Origin of the sequence: Nostoc sp. 'Lobaria pulmonaria (5183) cyanobiont', from assembly GCF_002949795.1 — a bacterium.
Classification (GTDB): Bacteria; Cyanobacteriota; Cyanobacteriia; order Cyanobacteriales; family Nostocaceae; genus Nostoc.
Window position 1 is genome coordinate 5,957,796 of the sequence record NZ_CP026692.1, and the last position, 22,272, is coordinate 5,980,067.

Sequence of the window (22,272 nt, forward strand, 5' to 3'; positions counted from 1 at the left end):
TGAAAGCAATTTCTAAGGGCGGGCTATTCGGCGTCGCAAAAGAATCCGGAAATAATACTGATGGACTTGTAAAAAGTGGTGTATGTAGCAGCTTTTGCTGATTATTTAAGATTGATTCTGCTCAAGATAAACGCCTGAGCGAAAAATCAACTGCTGCATCAGGGTTTGCGATCGTCAAATCCACCAAAAGTCACAAGGAGCGCCAGATCGGCATATACTGCAAGACATCTTGGCGTCTCCTCTGGAATAGAAGCTGATTTTAGTTATTCGTCTTGGGACTTAATTGTACTGAAAAAATTAAAAATCTATTTATTAAGCAAGTAAATGTATTTGCTTCCATTACAATAAAGACTTTATTTTTATACTCACTTATCAAGGAGCAGCACTTATATGGCAAATCTCAACCCCAGCCACCCTACCAAACAACTTCTAGCTGGTTACTGTGGGATTATCCTGGGAGCGTTTGGGGTTCATAAGTTTATTCTAGGATACGCTTCGGAAGGCTTTATTATGTTAGTGATTTCTATAGTTGGGGGTTCTTTCACCTACGGGGTTGCTTTGTTAATTATGCAACTTGTAGGTTTAATTGAAGGCATGATCTACTTAAATAAATCCCCTGAAGGATTTGTAAATACCTATTTTGAAAAGAAGCAGGGCTGGTTCTAGTACAAAAATAGCCTTCTTACTGGAAGCAGAGGCTAACATAAGCTTCCAAGCTGAGGATTGCAGCAAAAGCGTGGGGATAAAGGGCAGCGACAAAAGCAACATCCTTTTTGCCTTCCGCTTCACCCTTTACCTTTAGCAGAAGTTATACAGCACTTCTACCTTTTGTATTTATTTTTATTGATATGCTTATTCTCAAACCTAAACAGCTTAACTGGGCAATGTTCTTCTTGTTAGGCTTAGGATATTTTACTGTTATGTCTCATTTAGAAATCAACTATTTCTTAAAAAACCTGATTGCGATCGCACCAATACAGGTGGTAGCTATTATTTATGTCACTTATCGACGTTGGATTTGTCAACCCCCTGTAGGGGAATTAAAAATTCCAAATTTAAAATTCGAAATTCAGAACTCTACAGATAAATCTGGGAACTTGGAACGTTGAATGAAAGTGCAGCGATAGTCTTAATGCTCAACCAAGTACGATAAATTAATAATTTTAATATGGTTGACATTGAGTCATAGTTCCATATTTCGCCTACGCTCGAATTAGAGACGCTTTTAGTCAGGCGTTGAATTTCTGTAGCGAATCTAAACACAAGCCATGCAACTTGTCCCGAAAACTAAGCCAGCCCTAGAACTTGACCCAATCCTAGAGAAGATTATTCTAGATGTTGGGGGTATGAAGTGTGCTGGGTGTGTGAACGCAGTAGAGCGACAGCTGACCCAACATCCAGGTGTCAAGAGTGCCTGTGTGAACCTGGCCACAGAGGTAGCAGTTGTAGAGTCAGAAGTTGGTGCAATAGATGCAGATGCACTGGCACAGCGATTAACAGCCGTTGGATTCCCGACTCAACCCCGAAAAGCTAATGGCACAGTAGCAGGCGAAATATCGACCTTACCAAACCCAGCAGAACGACAACGCCGAGAAATGCGTTCTTCTCTATGGCAGTTGGCGATCGCTGCGGTGTTGCTGATATTGTCGGGAAGTGGACATTTTGGTAATCTTGGTAGCTCAGTGCTGCCAGTGCTAAATAACATCTGGTTTCACTGTGGACTGGCGACAGTAGCGCTATTAATTCCCGGTCGCCCAATTTTAGTAGATGGCTGGCTGGGCTGGCGGCGAAATGCGCCTAACATGAATACCCTGGTGGGATTAGGAACGCTGACAGCCTACATTGCTAGTTTAGTAGCGCTGCTTTTTCCTCAATTGGGTTGGGAGTGCTTCTTTGACGAACCAGTAATGATGCTGGGCTTCATTCTCTTAGGAAGGACATTAGAGCAACAAGCTAGAGGTCGCGCGGCTGCTGCATTTAGGAAATTGCTAGCACTCCAGCCACTCTTAGCGCGATTGATTGCCAACCCAGAGAAAGCCGGAATGGGTTCTTCTAGTGTTGAGATTCCTGCTGAACAGGTGCGTGTAGGTGAATGCTTACAAGTGCTGCCAGGTGATAAAATCCCCGTTGATGGTGAAGTGGTGGTTGGTCAAACAACGGTTGATGAATCAATGCTAACTGGAGAAGCAGTGCCAGTAATCAAGAAACCAGGAGATACGGTGACAGGAGGGACGCTAAACCAGTCAGGAGCGATCGCTATTCAAGCAACCCGGACTGGAAGTGATACAACTCTAGCTCAAATTGTCGCCCTAGTAGAAGCCGCCCAAACTCGGAAAGCCCCAGTACAGAAATTAGCAGATACAGTAGCTGGTTACTTTACCTATGGTGTGCTGACAGCATCTGTCTTAACATTTGTCTTTTGGTACTTTTTCGGCACTCATATTTGGACTGATATTACCATGTCTGGTGGCATGGAAATGATCAGCCACGCTCACCACTCCTCACTCCCAACTCCCCACTCTTCCCTATTAATAAGTTTAAAACTAGCGATCGCAGTTATGGTAGTCGCCTGTCCCTGTGCTTTGGGACTTGCCACACCAACAGCCATTCTTGTTGGAACTGCTATGGGCGCAGAACGAGGTTTGTTAATCAAAGGTGGCGACGTTTTAGAAAGAGTACACCAGTTAGATACCGTAGTATTTGATAAAACTGGCACTCTCACCACAGGTAATCCCATCGTCACAGATTGTCTGTTAATTGAGGAAATGGGGAATGGGGAACTCGGGGCCCCCTCTGGGGATAAGGGGCAATGGGGAATAGGGAGTAGTGAATCCCACTCCCTAATCCAACTAGCAGCAGCTGTAGAAAGCGGTACTCACCATCCCCTAGCAAAAGCGATTCAGCAAGAAGCACAGCAGCAACAGTTATCTATTCCAGAGGCTGTAGACTTTCACACGGAACCAGGGCTAGGGGTATCTGCTGTAGTAGAGGACAAAGTTGTATTGTTGGGTAACTGGGAATGGTTGAGTTGGCACGGCATTGCCATTAACGAAACCGCACAACAGGTAGCACAGGATTTGGCAACAGATGGTAAAACAGTCGTTTGCGTCGCAATTGGAGGAACTTTAGCCGGACTAATTGGTGTTTCTGATACCCTCAGATCGGATGCCCGATCCACTGTAGACAAGTTGCGTCAGATGGGCTTACGGGTAATGTTGCTCAGTGGCGATCGCCAAGAAGCAGCTAGTGCCATAGCCAAACAATTAGGATTAGATAGCGCTGATGTAATCGCAGGTGTTCCCCCAGCTAAAAAAGCAGCGGCAATACAGTCTCTCCAGTTAGAAGTGACAAGGGGACAAGGAGACAAGGAGACAAAGAAAACTCCCCACTCAGTTGTCGCAATGGTCGGAGATGGAATCAATGATGCTCCAGCTTTATCCCAAGCAGATGTCGGAATTGCTTTACACTCCGGGACAGATGTGGCGATGGAAACTGCTGAAATTATTCTAATGCGCGATCGCCTAAACGATGTCGTCGAATCTATTCAGCTTAGTCGTGCCACCTTCAACAAAATCCGCCAAAATTTATTTTGGGCTTTTGCATATAATACACTTGGCATTCCTTTAGCAGCAGGTGTTTTATTCCCTAGTCTGGGTTTTGTGCTTAACCCATCTAGTGCTGCTGCATTAATGGCTTTTAGCTCTGTTAGCGTCGTCACCAACTCAATATTATTACGGCGATTCGCTCATCGCCCGTAGAATACTCCTTGACACGTCCAATTTGCCACCACAAATTTAGCTATCAAAACAGAATTCAGGAGTCAGTCGTCAGAATACAACAAGGGTATTCTGACCGAAAAAGCAGCAGAGGGATATAGCAGTTCCCGACCTGGTGAGGTACATTAGACCTCTTGCACAAATGCAAAATTCGCCCACCCTGCGGCATTTTACTACATCCTCCAACCCCTTTTCCCAAAATTGGGAAAAAGGAAGCCAATTTAAAAGTCCCTCTCCCAAGCTTGGGAGAGGGATTTAGGGTGAGGGCTTTTGATTCATGCAAGAAGTCTATTTTCAAAGCTACTAACCTTGGTAAACAAGATTTGGGTGTACCTCAGTTGCTTAGGAAACGCTATAGTCGGGTTTAATACCCCCACCAAATTGAAAATTTGGTAGTCCACTTTTATAGTGGCGGGTCTGTAGCAAGATCCCGTAGGGTATCCTCCACTGATTCATTCAAAATTCTGAATTCTTCTTCGATCCCATATAAAGTTAAACTGAGTCGGTATTCAACTTTTACCAGTTTACAAAGCTTTTTGAGACACTTACCAAAGCTATCATAGCTACTGGAGTAGAAGGACCATGTTCTACTCTTTCAAGGTATTATGCAATTTTAAAGCTTATTTAGATTAGCACCACAGACTGATGGTGCGCGAAAATGGCAAGAAGATACGATACAAAACAAATCTTAATCAATTACAGTTCCACCGATTTGTCAATGGCAGCAGAAACCAATGAAAACCATCTACTGATTATTGAAGACGATCAAGGTCGCAAAGAATTTTCTCTAGAGCACCCCGTCTACTCTATTGGTAGAGACCGCGAATGTAATATCCGTTTAATGTCGCAGTTTGTCTCCCGCCGCCATGCCACATTAGTGAGATTGCCACGAGAGCATAATAGTCATAGCTACTATTACCGGATTGTAGATGGCGATGCCAAAGGTAAACCTAGTTCCAACGGTTTGATGATTAATGGACGCAAGATACCAGCCCACGATCTCAGAAATGAAGACGAGATCGTTTTTGGTCCTCAAGTACGTGCCATTTATTACCTTTTAAGAAATACTCAGCGTTTAGGACAAACGGATTCGAGTGAGTACGACATTACACTAATAAACCCCGGTATGGCCGAGGATTTGGAGGAATAAGAGAGTGAATTATAACTACCAATCACAGTCTGACACTTCCACGGCTTAAAGCCGTGGGAGTATGAATTCAATTGCCAAAGCTATCCTGCAATACTTTCAATCAAATGCCAATGGCGGCTACTTTCAATAGCTTGCTTGATTAACTCAAACATTTGTCGGCAGTAATTATCTAGGTGGAGTGGTAGTTCTTCATTTTTAATCACAATACTCATCCGGGTTTCTGTTTCAGTAGATTTTGATTTATCAATCAGTACTTCTACTGTTATTAATTTAGGAAAAGGAACATTTCCAGGAACCTCACGAGCGATAATATATTCGGCTGTGTGATATTGAATATCCAACTGACAGTCCTGTAGAAGTTCTACAAGTAACGGCAACAGATGGTCACTAGGAACAGAAACAAGAAATGAACAGGTATAGCGAGCCATAATAGCCCCAAGCCTTGCAACACTCTGTCCATCCTATAATACCGAAGTATCTAAATATAAAGTCATTAAAAAATCAAAGTTTTTGAGAGCAGCTACTACCAGATATCCAGTCAACGAAGAGGCAGAAGGCAAGAGGCAGAAGGCAGGAGGGAAACCCCATAAATAAATTTAGGAAATTTAGGCGTTCCGTGAGCGTCAGCTGAACGGGGTTTCAATAAGGACGCAGTATTTTTTGTGGCACTTTCCGCTCGAAATACATATTTTATTCTTTCTTGTCTAAGACACGCTCCGCGAACATAAATAAATTTACTTGATCTAGAAGAAAGTGCAGAGGGCAAAAAATATGTTTTCTTCCTCCTGCCTCCTGCCCTCTGCCTTCTTTGGTAAGCTGAAAGTTTGATCAAAAACTTTACAATAAAGGTTTGGCTGAGGTAGAAAATGAAAGTCGCAATTACTGGATCAACAGGATTTGTCGGTAGTCGTTTGGTACAACGATTACACGGAGAAGGTCATAAAATAGTAGTATTAACTCGGAATACCACTTTTGCTCAAAAAGTTTTTCCATCTGAGGCTTTCCCTAATGTAGAAATTGTTGGCTATATACCAAATGCATCTGGTTCTTGGCAAAGTGTCATCGCTAGTTGTGATGGCGTAGTTAATTTGGCAGGAGAACCTATTGGTGAAGGACGTTGGACACCAGAACGGAAACAAGAAATCCTCAATAGCCGGAAGTTAGGTACACAAAAAATAGTTGAAGCAATAGCCAATGCTAACTCCAAACCATCTGTGTTAATTAACGCTTCGGCGATTGGCTACTACGGCACCAGTGAAACTGCTACCTTTGATGAAACCAGTCTATCTGGTAACGATTTTCTTGCCCAAGTCTGCCAAGCTTGGGAAGCTGAGGCGACAAAAGTAAAAGATGATGGCGTACGACTGGTAATTCTGCGTTTTGGGATTGTTCTGGGCAATGGTGGTGCTTTAGGTAAAATGATTCCGCCTTTCAAACTCTTCGCTGGTGGTCCTATTGGCAGTGGTCGGCAGTGGTTCTCATGGATTCACGTAGACGATTTAGTTAACCTGATTTTGCAAGCTTTAACTAAACCGGAAATAGAAGGTGTATATAATGCCACTGCTCCTAACCCAGTGCGAATGGCAGATTTAAGCCAAACTTTGGGACAAGTGATGAATCGACCTTCTTGGTTGCCTGTTCCTGGTTTTGCGATCGAAGCCCTTTTAGGAGACGGGGCTATAGTAGTTTTAGAAGGTCAGCAAGTTATCCCAAAACGTGCCGTGCAAACAGGCTTTGAGTACAAATATCCTAATTTGCAATCGGCATTAACACAAATTCTTAATTAATAAGGGAGTGGGGAGTAAGAATTTTAGATTTGAGATTTTGGATTTTAGATTGAAATTTAATCCAAAATCTCAAATCCAAAATCCAAAATTGAATTGCCCCATGCCCAATTCTTTGACTATTGACTAGAAAGAAATTTTTTGGAAACCCAACTGATAATACCGCTGAGAATGGCACCGCCCATGAGGATGCCAATTGCTGGGTTAAACAAGGGTTGCCACAGTTGATGCCACAAATCCAAACCCAGGTTTACTCCTGCGGCATCACCGATCGCAGCGATCGCTAACCAGCCAAAGCCAAACAAAACCAAAAAAACATCTGCGACTAAAACCATGTTTAGCCAATTTAACAATTTATCTTTCATGATTGGAGTGGAGAATGGAGATTGGGGATTGGAGAATGGGAATTGGGAATGGGGAGTTGGTATTAGCAAGAAACAAGGTACACAAGAGAGAAACTGATTCAATAATTTTTCCTTTGTCCCTATTGTCCCACTCCCTATCCTTTACTTTTCAAACAGCCAATTTTTGACTTTTGTTAAACTCTGCCAATCTGGTTTTCTACTTAAACCGTCCTCAATACTATTTTTTATTTCATCACTCCATTCTTTATTGACAAAAATTAACTGTTGTGCTAGATCAATATGTTCCCGCAAACCTTTTTGCTTTGTTTCCAGCATTGCTAAGGCGAGATTGATTCTAGCCTGGGGATCTTGTGGATTTAACTTGACTGCCTTCTGTCCAGCTTTGTAAGCCAAGTTGGGTTTGTTATCGAGTAGATACAACCACGCTAAACAAACCCAAGCAGCACTAGTTTTAGGAGCGCGATCGCACACTTCTTTAAACACAGGGATTAAAGATTCTACTGATTCTCCTGCTTTATAGCGTTCTAAACCTGTATCAAACAGGGATTCAACTGTTTGAGTCATATTAAATTAATCATGAGTCATTAGTCATTGGTGAGTCAGTGCGGTCTTGGGGGTTTCCCCCATGAGCAACTGGCGAACCCGAAGGGTCAATTGTCATTTGTCTTTCGTCCAATAACCAGGGACAAATGACAATTGACAATATTACACCCCAAATGACTTGCCGCAACCACAAGTTTGATTAGCATTGGGGTTAGTAAATTGGAAACCACCGCCAATCATGGCATCGCTGTAATCGAGCATCAAACCGTAGAGATATAACAGACTCTTGCGATCGCTGACAATTTTGAAGCCATCATAGTCAAAAACTTCATCATCAGGGGCGATCTTGCTGGTATCTTCAAAATCCATCATGTAAGACATCCCAGAACAGCCACCCTGACGTACTCCTACCCGTAAGCAGAAGTCTGTGCCTTGCTTGTCCCGGAGGGATTTTACCTGGTGCAATGCGGCTTCGCTCAACAGAATTCCGCGTTGTTGAGCCTGAATTGCTTGTGTCATCTGCTTTTCAACTCCCTAATTAGTATAAGCTTTACCCTATATCGGCTTGTTAATGCTTCTGGGTTGCTCGTTAAGTGTTTTTGTATTCATTCTAGCGGCTTAGATGTTACTAGATGCCAAATTGTAAACACTCCGTCAAAAGTAGCCAAAGATTTCTATTCTAGAATTGAGAGACTCAGTGTGTTTATACATTCGGTATTCTTGAAATTCAAGCCTTGCGGCAGCCTGAGAAGCAACCATCCTTCAGGTGCAGCCATAAAAATTTAATTCGAGGCTAGCTATCCCCCAAAGTTTACTTCCAAATTGCTTCTTTTGATCTCTATGACAAGTTTTAATCGCTCTACCAGTCGTCGGTTGAAGAAATTAACTCAAATTCCTTCTGTATGGGAGGGCGATCGCCGTCCGTTGTCATCACCAAACCAGCAGTCAGATTTAGAGGCAAAGGGAGAATGCATTCTTTGGGTAGATTATTCCCAAGGTGTTGTTCGAGGAATGGACGTAGTAGCTTCAGATATTGGCCCAGAAGCAATAGTTCGCACCTTAATGCAAGCAATGGAGCATCCTCAAAGTCCAGCAAGACCTGCCAGACCTCAAAGAATTGTAGTCAAAGACCGTGAGATCCAATTTTACCTGCGGGGAGTGCTACAAGATTTGGATATCGCTATTGACTACGCACCAGAACTGCCTTTAATTGACGAACTGTTTCGTGGATTCGCCGATATCCTCGATAGTCAAACCCCTGACTTACCCCCACAGTATGCGCAAATCTTGCGAGAGAAAGCATTTGCAATTTGGCAAGCAGCACCTTGGGAATTTTTGGAAGAACAGCAAATTTTGTCAATCGAGATTAATAAGTGGGATGTTGGCACAGTTTACGCCTCAGTCATGGGAATGCTGGGAATGGAGTATGGGATTTTGTTTTATCGCTCAGAAGAGTCTTTAAAACAGTTTCGTGCCGCAGTTCTAACAGATGAAGAATCAACAGAGCATCTAGAAGAAGCGTTCCTTAAGCAAGATTGCTTGTTTCTCACTTTTGAGAGCATTGACGAAACCGATGAAGATGACGATGAAGAAGATGATTTGGCGGATCTGCCATTATCAGAAATTGACCCTACTTTTGGTAATATCCACCCCTTAGAAGGACTACGGTCTGTTTTGTATGACGAAGAAGCATTGGTAATCTTGGTTGCGATCGAAAGCCTGAGTCGCTTTATTCGCGATCGCCGTCGCCAACTTCATGAGGACATCTTCCCTACCCTCAGCCGTCGCTATCGCATTTCTCTGCCGCAGTCAGAAGAATCAACTAAATCTGTAGCTGTGACAGTCTCTACCATGCCGCAGTTAGCAGCAGAATTAGAGGAAATGGCAGGCTTTGGTATTGACGATCGCGAGATTGACAATCTTGATTTCCAATCATTGCGAGATGACTTGATACCAGAAGATTCCTTCCTCAGCTTAGGTGTAGTGTCCTGGGAAATGTTGGATTCTCTACGAAAGGGGGTCAGCTACCATCAGGCTAGTGAAATCAAACAAGTGGGTGATGGTTTGCCGGTGATTTTAATTCAAACCTCCCGACCCAAGGCGAAGACTGTAATTGAAAGAATTGAAGCAGCAGGTGGATTGAGAGCAATTTGCTTTAATCCAGGTGCCGATCCCTTTGATGGCGATCGCTACGACCTGGGTTTATTGCAAACTCAAAATGGCGAATTGTTCCTATTCGGTGAATTTTTAGATGAAGATCCGATCCATGTCGAAGCCCGAAAAAAATGGAATCAGCGGTGTAAAAATACTTTGGGCTACTGTGGCTTAATCATTGCCAAAGGACTAACAGGAGCCTCCCGTGGCAATCCTCAGTTACGAGATATGATGGCTTTGTTTGAAGGGCGATCGCTTTCACCAAAAAATTTAGGTATTGGCACTCTCCAACTTATGCCCCAACTTAAATTTGAGTAATTGCATGAATTACTGCAATCTAGAATCTGAAATTATCGGTATGAAAAATTAACTTATGTGTATTTGATTGGCATATTGACCGAAACTGCATTTAAGAGAGGAAAAGGGGAAGGCTTTGTCTGTCTGTTAACGTTTACCCCTCCCATCCCTCCTATGCAGTCTATTAACCGGAGGCAGAGCGTTTCCGGTTCCACTCAGTCTTCGTCATCCGCGTACCTATCAGGGCGTGGCACTTTGTAATGAATATTCATGTATATGTCAATACTAATAAGCGACCAATTTTGAGAAGCTAACTTTATCTAAATTTCATGAAGTACCTGTATTTTTATAGTTTTCTAGTCCTTTTACGGTAATGACTATAAGTATAAATAACTACGAAAATCTAAAAAATTATCTACAAAGACTGCTTGAATCAAACCTAACTGATGCACTTAGATATTGGAATCTTTTTTTTTACAAGTTGTTGAGTTTAGCATCCTGTTATATATCAATATCATTAAGCAAAAGTTCAGATATATATCTTTGTCTTTGTAATTTTTTTATAAAGGATAAAAAATAGCTTTGTTAATGTCTAAATGAAGATTATTTAAAGCACGTAAATAATAGCTATAATAAACACACTGCCGAAAAAATTAAAATATACGATTCTTTTTATAGGTATACTTACCAAATAAAAAATAGTTATAATTATAATTTTATTGACAGTATTTTATATCTTGGCTTAGATATGAGGAAAAGATTTTATGGCAAAATTATAGTCCCCTACTTGGCTAAAAATGATTTACATAACTTTCAGATAGATGAATACGAAAAATCGCAAAAAAATGCTGATTTTAAAGCAAATTATATCGCTGGAAGGAAGATAAAAATATGCAAAATTTTATTGCATTCTGACGATAAGTTATTATAAAAGCATGAAACAAAACTAAAATCTTAGTATCGACAGCAGTCAAGTAACATCATATCGATTTTGGATTAATTTATCTGTGTGAAATTACAGATGTTGCTGTCAAAATTTACCAAAATACTTGGCAATTTACACTCAGTAGACTGAGTTCTGTCCCCTTTTTTCTGGCTACTATATTGGCACTGGAAAGCAATCAGCTTGATCAAGGTAAGCCAAAATTTATAATTGTTCAAGTAGCTCTGAACTTATTGGTTACAGTCAGGTTACAGATGGGTATTTGTCGTTTATTTGCATACTTTATAAGTGACTATTCACGCTCTATATACACCACTCCAACCCGCCTATAAGCCAGCATTCCAGCATGATAATGATTCTGAGGCTTTATTTTTTGGTGTTCTAGCGGATGTTCTCTCCAAGGGGGTTTGACGAACTTAGTTAAGAGAGAAGGTCAAATGCTTTCAATGGAAAATAATTTTGAAAATCTTCATTGAGTCAACAGTAGGTATCTTGAATTCATTTATAAAATTTCATTGTCAGGCTTTACTTATAAAGCAACTATGTGCTATTTATGCTGTCACACTAGTAACAAATAAAGTGTATTATTTTGATTTTTTTAGAGAATGATCAATCCTTTGACAAAACGAACATTTTTAATATTAATGATATTACTTGATTTCCTGATACAAACTCTGATAACCTTATCGGTTCCCTCTTTAATTTAGATTCTTTCGACCATCTAAATATACAGCAGATAGCATGATAGCAATGACAAACAAAAAATGGGCCGTTAAACGCATAACAGTTAACCTCGCAACCCAGGAAGCAGAAAAGCTAGAAAAATATTGTCAACAAACAGGTAGACCTGCAACTGACGTGATTCGTGAACTGATTAGAAGTTTACCTGTCTCTGATGACAACAAAGATGAAAATAAGTAAGAAGTTACTTTCACGACTTATCCAGAAAACTGCTTTGCCACCAAAAAAATATCTATGATAGTTTTGAGAGTCCGCCCCTATGGACAAAAGTTTGTCTAGATGATACAGACGCGATTTTATCGCGTCTGGTCATTTACCGGAACTAAAAAAAGTAATCAAAGAGGTTTTATTATCGATATTGGCAAGCATTAATATACTGCTGGAGTTGATATTAAGTAGCAAATTCCGACACCAACCCAGTTACAATCTGTAAAGAAACTGAAAAGGAACGACGGAATGCGTGTTGCAATCGTAGGTGCGGGACTGGCTGGGCTAGCAACCGCAGTAGATCTAGCTGATGCTGGTTGTGAAGTAGAGATTTTTGAGTCTCGTCCGTTTGTCGGTGGTAAAGTAGGTAGTTGGATTGATGGAGATGGCAACCATCTAGAAATGGGGTTGCATGTATTTTTCGGGTGCTACTACCAACTATTTGACTTAATGAAAAAAGTGGGAGTGTTAGAAAACTTACGCCTCAAGGAACATACCCACACTTTTATTAATAAAGGGGGGCGCACTGGTGCTTTAGATTTTCGCTTTCTTACAGGTGCGCCTTTCAATGGCTTAAAGGCATTTTTCACTACTTCTCAACTATCGTTGCAGGATAAATTGCAAAATGCGATCGCTTTGGGTACTAGTCCGATAGTTCGCGGATTGGTAGACTTTAATGGGGCGATGAAAACTATCCGCAATTTAGATAAAGTTAGCTTTGCCGATTGGTTTCGCAGTCATGGTGGGAGTAATGGCAGCATCAAGCGGATGTGGAACCCCATTGCCTACGCATTGGGATTTATTGATTGCGAAAATATGTCTGCCCGTTGTATGTTAACCATATTCCAGCTATTTGCAGTTAGAACTGAAGCTTCAGTTTTGCGAATGCTGGAAGGTTCTCCATCTGAATATTTACACAAGCCGATTCTAGAATATCTGGAAGCTAGAGGCACCAAAGTTTATACGCGCCGACAAGTTAGAGAAATTCAGTTTACTGAGTCAGCCGAACAAACCCGTGTCACTGGTATAGTAGTTGCCCAAGGTGATGCAGTAGAAACGATCGCTGCTGATGCTTACGTTTTTGCCTGTGATGTTCCAGGAATTCAACGCATCCTACCCCAGGAGTGGCGTAAGTGGTCAGAATTTGACAATATCTACAAACTGGATGCAGTGCCAGTGGCTACAGTGCAGTTACGCTTTGATGGTTGGGTAACAGAACTGAACGATGGAGAGCAACGTAAACAGCTAAATCATGCGGCTGGAATCGATAATTTACTTTACACAGCCGATGCTGACTTTTCTTGTTTTGCCGATTTAGCGTTGACTAGCCCTGCGGATTATTATCGCTCAGGACAGGGATCTTTGTTACAGCTAGTGCTGACACCGGGAGATCCGTTTATTGCACAAAGTAATGAAGCGATCGCACACCATGTTCTCAAGCAAGTCCATGAACTGTTTCCTTCGTCGCGGGAGCTAAATATGACTTGGTACAGTGTTGTAAAACTTGCTCAGTCTCTCTACCGGGAAGCGCCAGGGATGGATGCGTACCGTCCCAACCAAAAAACACCAGTAGATAATTTCTTCCTTGCAGGGAGTTATACTCAGCAAGACTACATTGACAGCATGGAAGGTGCTACTATTTCTGGACGGCGGGCGGCAAAAGTGATTTTGGAGAGTTTAAAGAAATAACGAACTCCAAAGAGTGCAAAGAACGCAATCGCAAAGCATCTCGTAGAGAAGGAAAAAGAGAAATGCCAGACTGGTTAGAGCATACTGTGCAGGTAGAAGTAGAGGCTCCCATAGATTTAGTATGGAGCCTCTGGTCTGATTTAGAGCAAATGCCCCGGTGGATGAAGTGGATTGATTCGGTGAAAATTCCGCCAGATAATCCAGATATATCTCTTTGGAAATTAAAAACTGGCAGTCTAGAATTTAATTGGCAATCCCGAATTCTCAAAGTTATTCCTAACCAAATTATCCAATGGGAATCGGTTGATGGTTTGCCGAATCAGGGAGCGATTCGCTTTTACGATCGCCAGAATAGTAGCATTGTTAAAATGACCATTTCCTACGCCATCCCCGGCCTTATTGGCAAAATTATGGATAACTTATTTTTGGGACGGATAGTTGAATCAACGATTCAAGCTGATTTGGAAAGGTTTAAAGAATACGCGCTGAATGTTAAAGCTAATTGATATAGATAGTAAAAACAGGCAGTAGGAAACAAGGTATAAAAGTTTCTTGCTGTCTGATAGGAAAAATATGGATTTTTAAGGGTTTGAGGAGGTACGATCAAGCATTATTATTGGTTGATTAGGGCTTGTTAAAGCCTAAAACTTGATTTTTTTTTCAATTACTAAAAGCAGGATCAAATTTTCCTGGATTCATCTTTTTTATGAAATCTACAACTTCAACGAATTCATCTCTGTCTTCTGCTTCCCCAAAAATTCTTAACAAGAAAACAGATTCATTTTTATAATCGGGTGGATAGATTCCTTTTGGGAAAACATCAGGAGGACAGCTTCCTTTTGGGAAAACATTTTTTTCTATCTCCAGCACTTTTATACGCAACTTCCTTTTTTTATCATTTATATTCCAATTAACCCAAAAGAATTCATTTTGTGTTAGTCCAGGGTCAAAGTTATATGTTGCCACAGTCCAAAATATAGGCTGTTGATTGACAGTGAGCAGTGAAGTAACCTCAATTAGACAGAGAAACATAACACTATATTTAAACTCCATATATATTATTTATCACTTGCTTAATTCAGTTACTTTTTCAAAACCAATATAACCTTCTAATAATTCTATCTTAATGTTTTCAAAGCCTTTATTTTCCAACAGCTTTATTAGCTTTGCATTATCGCTAATACCGTATAATGATGAGTATCTTTCAGGAAGAATAGTATAAGTCCATTTACCATTATAAAGCTGTTTATTTTTTATTAATCCATGTTCTAAACCCACTTCGCTAAAGTTTGTAGTGCTTGAAAACCAAATACGAACAACTCTTCTCATAATTGTCACCTGACTAAATGGTATTTTATTAATAAAATATTATTTGCCTACTGAAGTACTTGAGAGATGATCGCGTTTAATAGTAACAATTAGCAAGTGCGATCGCCCGATTTTATAGTTAAGGCACACATTGACAAGCTAATATACAAACTATTTAAGTGAAAAGAATCAGTAATAATACATAAAAATACTATTTAGACAAAAAAAGCTGCGCTCGCACAAATTGTGCAGCATTAGTTACCACCTAGTAAAGTGCTTAAGCACAGCAGGGCGACATTACCAAGTTGGGTCGCTAAACAAATTAATCGTCAATTCCTCGCGTGGCGGTACTGGCGTGATACAAGCGCGGATGATCTCTCCATCCTCTAATTCGACGGTGCAAGCGTGACAAGACCCCATGAGACAACCGGTGGGAATAAATACCCCAGCCCGGTCTGCTACATCTAAGAGGGCTTCTCCCACTTCGGCATCTACTGTGACATCATCTGGTAAAAAACGGACACGAACAATCATCAATGTTGTGTATTTCAGTTAATTGTTATCATTAGTCATTAGTCATTAGTCATTGGTCATTTGCAAATGACCAATGACTAATGACTAATGACATTTCAACGCATTTTAGCTTAAGACAAAAACGCACTTAAGTCTAAATGGCTGTCAACTTCAATGGCTAGAGAGTCCAAAATCTGCTCTCGCTGTTCCCGATAGTTAGCAACACCTGTGGGCAAAGATTTTAAACCCCGCTGTTGACGGAGGCGATTTAACCAAGCGCGTCGCCAAGGCCCATTGTCAAAAAGCCCGTGGAGGTAACTTCCCCACACTGATTGACAACTATCCACTAACCCTAAATTAATATCGTCAAATAGAGCATGGTAGGATTGGGGATCTATGCCTTGCTGTTCGATGCGCGATCGCCCTTGGTGGATTTCAAAGCCATTAACTGGTAAGCCTTGTTGGGGATAATTTGAGCTAACTTGGCGCTGGCGGGCGATTTTTTGTCCTGTAATTACAGTTCTAATTGGTAAAAGATTTAACCCTTGAAATCTGCCCGCTTGTCCCTCTATTCCTTCTGGATCGGCGATGATTTGACCGAGCATTTGATAGCCACCGCAGATACCTAAAACCGTTCCCCCAGAAGCAGCATAGTTTTGGATAGCTTCTGCCATACCGCTTTTTTGCAGCAGTAGCAAGTCAGCAATTGTGGTCTTTGTACCTGGGATAATCACGGCATCAGGATGTCCCAAATCTTGCTTCGGACTTAAATACTTAATTGAAACTGTACTTTCTGATTCCAGTGGGTCAAAGTCGGTAAAATTGGCAATTCTTGGTAAGCGGATGACGGCAATGTTGAGGTCAGTTTGGGCTTTATTCGACGACGATTGACGTTCTAGCAGGTCAAGGGAGTCTTCTGCTGGAAACATTTCTTGCAAGTAGGGTATAACACCGATCACAGGGATCTTTGTGCGTTCTTCTAACCATTTTATCCCCGGATCTAAGAGCGATCGCTGTCCTCGGAACTTATTAATTACTACACCCTTAATTAAGGCGCGTTCATCTGGTTCCAATAATTCTAATGTGCCAACGACATGGGCAAAAGCACCACCTCGGTCAATGTCAACTACTAACATGGTTGGTGCATTCAAATATTTTGCCACCCGCATATTAGTTAAGTCGCGGTGCTTGAGATTAATTTCTGCTGGACTACCAGCACCTTCACAAACCACCATGTCAAATTCTGTTCCTAAATGCTGTAGCGATTCTTCAATTGTCCGCCACCCCAATTCAAAATATTGCTCGTAGTAATCTGAGGCACTCACTTTACCTACAGACCTACCTTTGATAATTACTTGCGAAGTCATATCTCCTTGAGGTTTGAGTAAAATTGGGTTCATTTCTACCCAAGGCACGACTCCCGCCGCCCAAGCTTGCACTGCTTGGGCGTAGCCAATTTCTCCACCACTGGCAGTGACATAAGCATTTAAAGCCATATTTTGACCTTTAAAGGGAGCCACTCGCCAACCACGCCGCGACAGAATGCGACAAATAGCTGTAGTTAAAAGTGATTTCCCTGCATGGGATGTTGTCCCCACTACCATAATTGATTTCATAGTTGCTATCACTTAGTTTTTCAAAATACAGGGTTAATTTTTAGGAACGAACAATAGGGGAGCAGGGGGAGTGGAAAAGCAGGGGAGCAGGGGAGAAAGTTGCAGTAAGTTTTTCCCCTCTGCCTCTGTGCCCCTTTGCACCTCTAGCTTTTGTGCGTAATTCCCAATGCCCACTATAACCATCACAAATTTCAATTAGATGGTTATGGTAAAGACTTCATAAATAGATGTGATGTTTCCGTATATATTGTTCCCTTTGATTCCCTAATCCTAACTCTTAGGTTTTTATTCTAAAAGGGTATCCGCAACCAATGAATCACAGCATCATAAAAATGATCGCGCCATGAAGCAGTACGCCAATTTTTTCCCTGATACTGTTCCACTAACTGGCGTCCCAAGGGAGTGAGGCGAAAACTATCTGTAATCCCCTGCCCATCGACTTCTCGGCGCAATACACCCACTTGAATCAACCAGCCCAAAGCGTTATCACAGGCTAATTCTGATAAAGGGCGTTTAGTATAGCCCTGCTTGAGTCCATTTTCTAGGGCGATCGCAGTTAATGACACACTCTGGTGTCCCATCACTTCAAATAAAGATACATTAAAAGGCGAACACACTAGCGATCGCTCGGCTCTTTCTACTGTGCTTTGAGGATAGACAAAAATATTTGGGTTTTGGGAATCAACAGCAGCCATTGTGTATTGGTATAAATTTTTCTTCTAACAAAGATTAATTTCAGAATATATTTTTTCTTGTACCAACTACCCCATTAAACCAAAATTAGTTACCTAAAGTATATTTATACTATTTTTTAGTAATTCTATTTAATCATTATAAATTAATGTAAAATTTCAAGTGCATCAACAATCTGAAACAGGAAAAGTTTATTATGCCTCTAGCAGTTGGTACGGATGCACCTGCATTTACCACCAAAGATACAAACGGCAACACAGTCTCCTTATCTGATTTTGCCGGAAAGACGGTTGTTTTGTATTTTTACCCCAAAGATGATACGCCAGGCTGCACCAAACAAGCCTGTAGTTTCCGGGATGCCCAGTCTCAATATCAAGGTAAAGATATTGCAATCTTGGGAGTCAGTGCAGATGATGAAGTTTCCCATCAAGCATTCACCCAAAAATATAATTTGAATTTTCCCCTACTGGCTGACAGCGATAAATCCCTCATCAAAGCTTTTGATGTGGATGGCGGCGGTTATGCCAAGCGCGTCACTTACGTAATTGACCCCAGCGGCAAAATTACCCATGTTGACGCTAATGTAAATACCAGCAACCATGCTAGCGATATTTTAGCTACACTTGGACTGTAGTTTTTTACCTGATAATTCAGGATTTTTTAAATAGTCTCAACCCCAAGCCCTAAAGGCTTGGGGTTGTTTATTTGAATTCAGTTACCTGATGGTGGTGTCACCGATGGCGATGTAACTGATGGTAGTGTAATCGTTGGCAAATTGGGGGTTGGTTGCTGTTGTTGACCTTGAATTAGTTTTTGTTGCCTTGCTTTAAAGGCTGCTGCTGCTGAGTTTAGTTCTTGGTTCTGCTGGTTAGAATCCCAGTTGAGAGTCCCGAAATTTGCCCGATGAATCAGATCAAACATATTAAAATTGTCTGAGTTGGAACGGGAGAAAGGATCGGTATTTTGGTCTGTTGTACTATTACTGGGGAAAGCATCCGTTGGGCTGCTGATTTGAGCCGAACTGGGTTGAGCCATGAGCAAGGAAGCAAAGCTAATTCCTGCTGCCGTAGCTACAAAGAGTCTAGTAATTTGTAAAAATGGTTTTTTCATGGGTTTTGACCCTACCTAAAATTTATCTATTTTATCTTTTTAAGCCAGAGTTCGCCGCAGTTGGGGTTGAATACTCACTAAGGCGACTAGGGCAAAGCCAAACAACACTAGCAACGCTCCCCCAAAGGTAACATTGCCCCAAGGAGCCTGCATCACTACACTACCTAATTCCCAACTACTGTGGAAATAGAGATAGCGAATTGGTTCGATCGCATAGCTGAGAGGATTTAGGGTAGCCACAACCTGTAACCACTGAGGCATGAAGGATAGAGGTGCTAAAGCAGTACTAGCAAACAATAATGGTAGGTTAGTGACGAAAATCACTGCAATCAATTCAATGTGTCCGGGTAAAGCAAAAGCTAAACCGAGGGAAATGGCTGTTACACCCAAAGCTAAGAGTAAGACAATTAGCGCGATCGCACTTAAACCCGCTATATTTGGTAGTCCAGCGCCCAAAAATGCTGCTGCTGCCACAATTACGGCTGCTTGCAACAAACTTTGGCTGATGATGAAGATGGCTGAGGCAAAGACAATGGAAAACCGCGATGCTAAGGGTGCTACCAACAAACGATTCAAAAAGCCGAACTCGCGGTCAAACATTACTGGTAAGCCAGCATTCAACGCCCCAGCAAAGGCTGTAAATACAATGATGCCAGCCGCCAAAAATTGACCGTAATTTGTTGTATTGCCAAATATACCCTTGGGAGCATTTTGGAACAAAGCACCAAATAGCACTAACCACATTACTGGCTGAATAATTCCAGCAACTAAAGATGAGGGACGGCGTTGTAACTGAATAAACAAGCGACGAGTTAAAGCCAACGTCTCTTGTACCAATTCGCCGAAAAAGTTAGGTGCAGTATTAGCATCTGCTTGCGGCGATGCTAGCGGCTGCCAATTGATATCAGATTTAGGAGTAACACTCATAGCAATTTTGGATTTTGGATTTTAGATTTTAGATTGGGCATTAGGCATTGGGGATTGGGCACAAGAGGCTGAGGTGCGGAGGGGCAGAGGGGAAAGACTGACTGCTTGCTACTTATCCTCTGCTCCCCCTGCTCCCCAGTTCCCATTCCCTATCTCATATTCTGCTTCTTTTCAGCTTTGGGATCGCGGGTGGCGACGGCTGCGAGTTCTGCATCCAATAAGGTGCGTCCTGTGGCAGCGAGATAAACGTCATCAAGGCTGGGGCGAGATTGGGCGATGCCAAATATTGGCAAGCCAGCAGTATTCAGCGCTTGCTGTATGTTAATCAGAACATCATTCTGAGGTGTCACTACCAAGTTGAGCGAATTACCTTGAGCGCTGTTGATGATGACTTCTTGGACAAAGGGCAAAGGTTTCAGGAGGTTTTTAGCTTTTTCGGCTTCCTCAATCGGGGAAAACTCGCGGATTCGCAAGGTGATGCGATCGCCCCCTACTTGATCTTTTAATTGTGAAGGTGTACCACTGGCAATTACAACGCCGCGATCTATAATTGCCACGCGATCGGCTAAAGCGTCAATTTCTTCTAAGTAATGGCTGGTAATTACTACCGTCGTCCCAGAGGCGCGTAATTTTCTCAAGAAATCCCATACCACAAAACGGGTTTCTATGTCCAGTCCTACAGTTGGCTCGTCCAACACCAAAACATCTGGTGCATGGAGCAATCCAGCAGCCAAGTCTAGGCGCTTGCGTAAACCGCCTGAGTAAGTTCCTGTCTTTTTGTTGGCGTATTCTTGCAAACCGAGTAAATCTAATACCGTTTCAATACGCTGTTTGGCTACTGCGCCTGGAAGGTGATAAAGTGCTGCTTGCAATTGCAGCAATTCTTTTCCAGTCAACACCTTATCTATAGCGACTTCCTGAGCTACGTAGCCTAGTCGTTGTCTTGCCACTTTCGGATTATCTAACACAGAGATGCCAGATACTTCGATTTTGCCAGCATCCGGTGTGGTCAGCGTACACAAAGCACGCAAGGTAGTGGTTTTACCAGCACCATTAGGGCCTAGTAAACCAAAAATTTCTCCTGGTTCTACCTGAAAGGAAACATCTTGGACGGCAACCACTGTGCCGTAGCGCTTTTGCAAATTTTGAATGAAAACGGCGGGAGCCATGACAGCCGATCCCCAACTATACAAATCTCAATAAAGTCTATCCTTATTGTAGAAGGTATAAAGCAAGGAAATAGCGCATGAGCGAAAATCTGTAAATAAGTTCGCATTATGCGCTATGCTGCCAAAAATTTTTAATTATTCTAAACAAGTTGGTTGATTGCGTTTGTAGCGAAACAAACCAAATACTACAGCAATTAATCCTAAACCTGGAAGATTTGCAGGCTCTGGAACCTTAGTATGTGTAGGAGGCTTAGGCGGAGTGTAGTACTTAGTTGGGACATTTGGCAGATCGCCATTAAATAGATAGTTGTGAGACTCGCCATTTCCCGTCAAAGAAGCTACCACTACATTGCCGTTAACTTGACCGTTATTGAAATTGAAATTAGCCAAAGGTGCAAGAATACTACCTTGGATGCCAATTCCACTAGCAGTTAGGTTTGTTGCTTCATAAAAGTTGTAAATTACCTTTTGTTTATCTGCGCCAATGATATTAAACCCAAAGTTTTGCAGCGAGACATCCTTACCGCTGATATTGACAACGATAGTTGAATTTGCATCCCCCTTAATTTCAAAATAGTTTGTTTTGGAGACAGATGAGCCTGCAAGATTAAAAACATTGAAAGCATTACCACTGCCACTAAGGTTAATAGCACCCCAAGGTTGAACTGTTGTATTACCAGTAGGAGTTAAGGTTGCCAAATATTCAGATAGCCCTCGCAGTTCTTTCCCTGCTTCATTGAAGTCGATGGGATTGCTCTTGCTGAGAGTTCCTTGGGGAAATCCCACATTGCTAGATACATTGGCACTGCCTCCATAGACAGCATTACCGTGATAGACTTGACCGTTGCTCAAAGTTAAATTCTGTCCAGCGACTACTACGTTGCCGCTATTGCCAGAAAGTCTGCTTCCAAGTCCGCCGACGAAATTTATGTTACCGCCAGCAGCAACTTTTCCTTCAATATCTGTATATTTTTGAGAGATATCTCCCAAAACAAATACATTGTAATCAGAGGCAGCGCCTAACTCAACTGCATTCGCTCTTGCTGAGAAACCCAGTGCTAGAGTGACTACAATCGGAGCTGCTACTAACCCCCTATAATATGTTTGTGATTTCATCTTCTAGTTTATCAATCATCAACATTATCCTATGGGTATAAATTAAAGATTTCACTAGTCTGCTAGCTATTTTCATTGAAGTTTCACACTGGTATAACTATTGTATATTTTTCCCTAAATCATCCAAAAAACCGCACATTTACTATTGACTTCATCAATTATGAAGAAGAA

The 22,272-nt window shown here is 41.7% G+C and carries 23 protein-coding genes; 10 read left to right on the plus strand and 13 right to left on the minus strand.

The annotated features are described in order from the left end of the window. Window positions 1-390 precede the first annotated feature (390 nt). The 4 genes from NLP_RS26345 to NLP_RS26360 all read left to right on the plus strand — a co-directional run bounded on the left by NLP_RS26345 (window position 391) and on the right by NLP_RS26360 (window position 4,926). Window positions 391-666: a TM2 domain-containing protein gene (locus tag NLP_RS26345; RefSeq protein ID WP_104908905.1), complete on the plus strand. Its 276-nt coding sequence runs from the start codon at window positions 391-393 to the stop codon at window positions 664-666. A gap of 107 nt (window positions 667-773) precedes the next feature. Next, window positions 774-1,109 (plus strand): hypothetical protein, encoded by a 336-nt coding sequence (locus tag NLP_RS26350; RefSeq protein ID WP_104908906.1) that lies wholly within the window; start codon window positions 774-776, stop codon window positions 1,107-1,109. 159 nt (window positions 1,110-1,268) lie between these two features. Beyond that, window positions 1,269-3,758, plus strand: a complete 2,490-nt coding sequence (locus NLP_RS26355; protein ID WP_104908907.1) for a heavy metal translocating P-type ATPase — start codon at window positions 1,269-1,271, stop codon at window positions 3,756-3,758. Window positions 3,759-4,434: 676 nt separating this feature from the next. After that, window positions 4,435-4,926, plus strand: coding sequence for an FHA domain-containing protein (locus NLP_RS26360; protein ID WP_104908908.1), 492 nt, complete (start codon window positions 4,435-4,437; stop codon window positions 4,924-4,926). 80 nt (window positions 4,927-5,006) lie between these two features. On the opposite strand, the gene NLP_RS26365 is transcribed toward NLP_RS26360, so the two are convergent. Then, window positions 5,007-5,354, minus strand: coding sequence for a hypothetical protein (locus tag NLP_RS26365; protein WP_104908909.1), 348 nt, complete (start codon window positions 5,352-5,354; stop codon window positions 5,007-5,009). Between the two features lie 438 nt (window positions 5,355-5,792). Between NLP_RS26365 and thyD the strand changes: the two genes are divergently transcribed. Next, window positions 5,793-6,713 carry a thylakoid membrane protein ThyD gene (gene thyD, locus NLP_RS26370; protein ID WP_104908910.1) on the plus strand — a complete coding sequence of 307 codons (921 nt, stop codon included), beginning with the start codon at window positions 5,793-5,795 and terminating at the stop codon, window positions 6,711-6,713. A gap of 116 nt (window positions 6,714-6,829) precedes the next feature. Here the strand turns inward: thyD and NLP_RS26375 are convergent, their stop codons facing one another. From NLP_RS26375 to NLP_RS26385, 3 genes are all read right to left on the minus strand, one after another. Continuing rightward, on the minus strand, window positions 6,830-7,075 hold the full coding sequence (locus NLP_RS26375) for a hypothetical protein (RefSeq protein WP_094352470.1): 246 nt from the start codon (window positions 7,073-7,075) through the stop codon (window positions 6,830-6,832). A 141-nt stretch (window positions 7,076-7,216) separates the two neighbouring features. Beyond that, a complete protein-coding gene (locus NLP_RS26380; protein ID WP_104908911.1) occupies window positions 7,217-7,639 on the minus strand; it encodes a tetratricopeptide repeat protein in 423 nt (140 codons plus the stop codon). Between the two features lie 141 nt (window positions 7,640-7,780). Next, on the minus strand, window positions 7,781-8,137 hold the full coding sequence (locus tag NLP_RS26385; protein WP_104908912.1) for an iron-sulfur cluster assembly accessory protein: 357 nt from the start codon (window positions 8,135-8,137) through the stop codon (window positions 7,781-7,783). Window positions 8,138-8,458: 321 nt separating this feature from the next. Here NLP_RS26385 and NLP_RS26390 point away from each other — a divergent pair, with 321 nt between their 5' ends. The 4 genes from NLP_RS26390 to NLP_RS26410 all read left to right on the plus strand — a co-directional run bounded on the left by NLP_RS26390 (window position 8,459) and on the right by NLP_RS26410 (window position 14,155). After that, window positions 8,459-10,090 (plus strand): DUF6930 domain-containing protein, encoded by a 1,632-nt coding sequence (locus NLP_RS26390; protein WP_104908913.1) that lies wholly within the window; start codon window positions 8,459-8,461, stop codon window positions 10,088-10,090. 1,666 nt (window positions 10,091-11,756) lie between these two features. Continuing rightward, a complete protein-coding gene (locus tag NLP_RS26400; RefSeq protein WP_199784887.1) occupies window positions 11,757-11,933 on the plus strand; it encodes a CopG family transcriptional regulator in 177 nt (58 codons plus the stop codon). A 276-nt stretch (window positions 11,934-12,209) separates the two neighbouring features. Then, entirely contained in the window at window positions 12,210-13,649 is a 1,440-nt protein-coding gene (gene zds / locus NLP_RS26405; RefSeq protein ID WP_104908915.1) for a 9,9'-di-cis-zeta-carotene desaturase, read from the plus strand. Between the two features lie 62 nt (window positions 13,650-13,711). Then, window positions 13,712-14,155, plus strand: coding sequence for an SRPBCC family protein (locus NLP_RS26410; protein WP_104908916.1), 444 nt, complete (start codon window positions 13,712-13,714; stop codon window positions 14,153-14,155). Between the two features lie 154 nt (window positions 14,156-14,309). On the opposite strand, the gene NLP_RS26415 is transcribed toward NLP_RS26410, so the two are convergent. The 5 genes from NLP_RS26415 to NLP_RS26435 form a co-directional block, all read right to left on the minus strand. Further along, entirely contained in the window at window positions 14,310-14,702 is a 393-nt protein-coding gene (locus NLP_RS26415) for a hypothetical protein (protein ID WP_104908917.1), read from the minus strand. Window positions 14,703-14,714: 12 nt separating this feature from the next. Continuing rightward, on the minus strand, window positions 14,715-14,978 hold the full coding sequence (locus NLP_RS26420) for a hypothetical protein (protein WP_104908918.1): 264 nt from the start codon (window positions 14,976-14,978) through the stop codon (window positions 14,715-14,717). Window positions 14,979-15,254: 276 nt separating this feature from the next. Then, window positions 15,255-15,491 carry a 2Fe-2S iron-sulfur cluster-binding protein gene (locus tag NLP_RS26425; RefSeq protein ID WP_104908919.1) on the minus strand — a complete coding sequence of 79 codons (237 nt, stop codon included), beginning with the start codon at window positions 15,489-15,491 and terminating at the stop codon, window positions 15,255-15,257. A 110-nt stretch (window positions 15,492-15,601) separates the two neighbouring features. After that, on the minus strand, window positions 15,602-17,086 hold the full coding sequence (gene cobQ / locus NLP_RS26430; protein WP_104908920.1) for a cobyric acid synthase CobQ: 1,485 nt from the start codon (window positions 17,084-17,086) through the stop codon (window positions 15,602-15,604). A gap of 290 nt (window positions 17,087-17,376) precedes the next feature. Continuing rightward, on the minus strand, window positions 17,377-17,781 hold the full coding sequence (locus tag NLP_RS26435) for an Npun_F0494 family protein (protein WP_104908921.1): 405 nt from the start codon (window positions 17,779-17,781) through the stop codon (window positions 17,377-17,379). 194 nt (window positions 17,782-17,975) lie between these two features. On the opposite strand from NLP_RS26435, the gene NLP_RS26440 reads away from it, so the two are divergent. Further along, window positions 17,976-18,413: a peroxiredoxin gene (locus NLP_RS26440; protein ID WP_104908922.1), complete on the plus strand. Its 438-nt coding sequence runs from the start codon at window positions 17,976-17,978 to the stop codon at window positions 18,411-18,413. Between the two features lie 77 nt (window positions 18,414-18,490). On the opposite strand, the gene NLP_RS26445 is transcribed toward NLP_RS26440, so the two are convergent. The 4 genes from NLP_RS26445 to NLP_RS26460 form a co-directional block, all read right to left on the minus strand. Then, on the minus strand, window positions 18,491-18,889 hold the full coding sequence (locus tag NLP_RS26445) for a hypothetical protein (RefSeq protein WP_104908923.1): 399 nt from the start codon (window positions 18,887-18,889) through the stop codon (window positions 18,491-18,493). Between the two features lie 39 nt (window positions 18,890-18,928). After that, window positions 18,929-19,816 (minus strand): ABC transporter permease, encoded by an 888-nt coding sequence (locus tag NLP_RS26450; protein ID WP_104908924.1) that lies wholly within the window; start codon window positions 19,814-19,816, stop codon window positions 18,929-18,931. Between the two features lie 149 nt (window positions 19,817-19,965). After that, entirely contained in the window at window positions 19,966-20,985 is a 1,020-nt protein-coding gene (locus tag NLP_RS26455; RefSeq protein ID WP_104908925.1) for an ABC transporter ATP-binding protein, read from the minus strand. 135 nt (window positions 20,986-21,120) lie between these two features. Continuing rightward, on the minus strand, window positions 21,121-22,101 hold the full coding sequence (locus tag NLP_RS26460; RefSeq protein WP_104908926.1) for a choice-of-anchor A family protein: 981 nt from the start codon (window positions 22,099-22,101) through the stop codon (window positions 21,121-21,123). Between the last annotated feature and the right edge of the window lie 171 nt (window positions 22,102-22,272).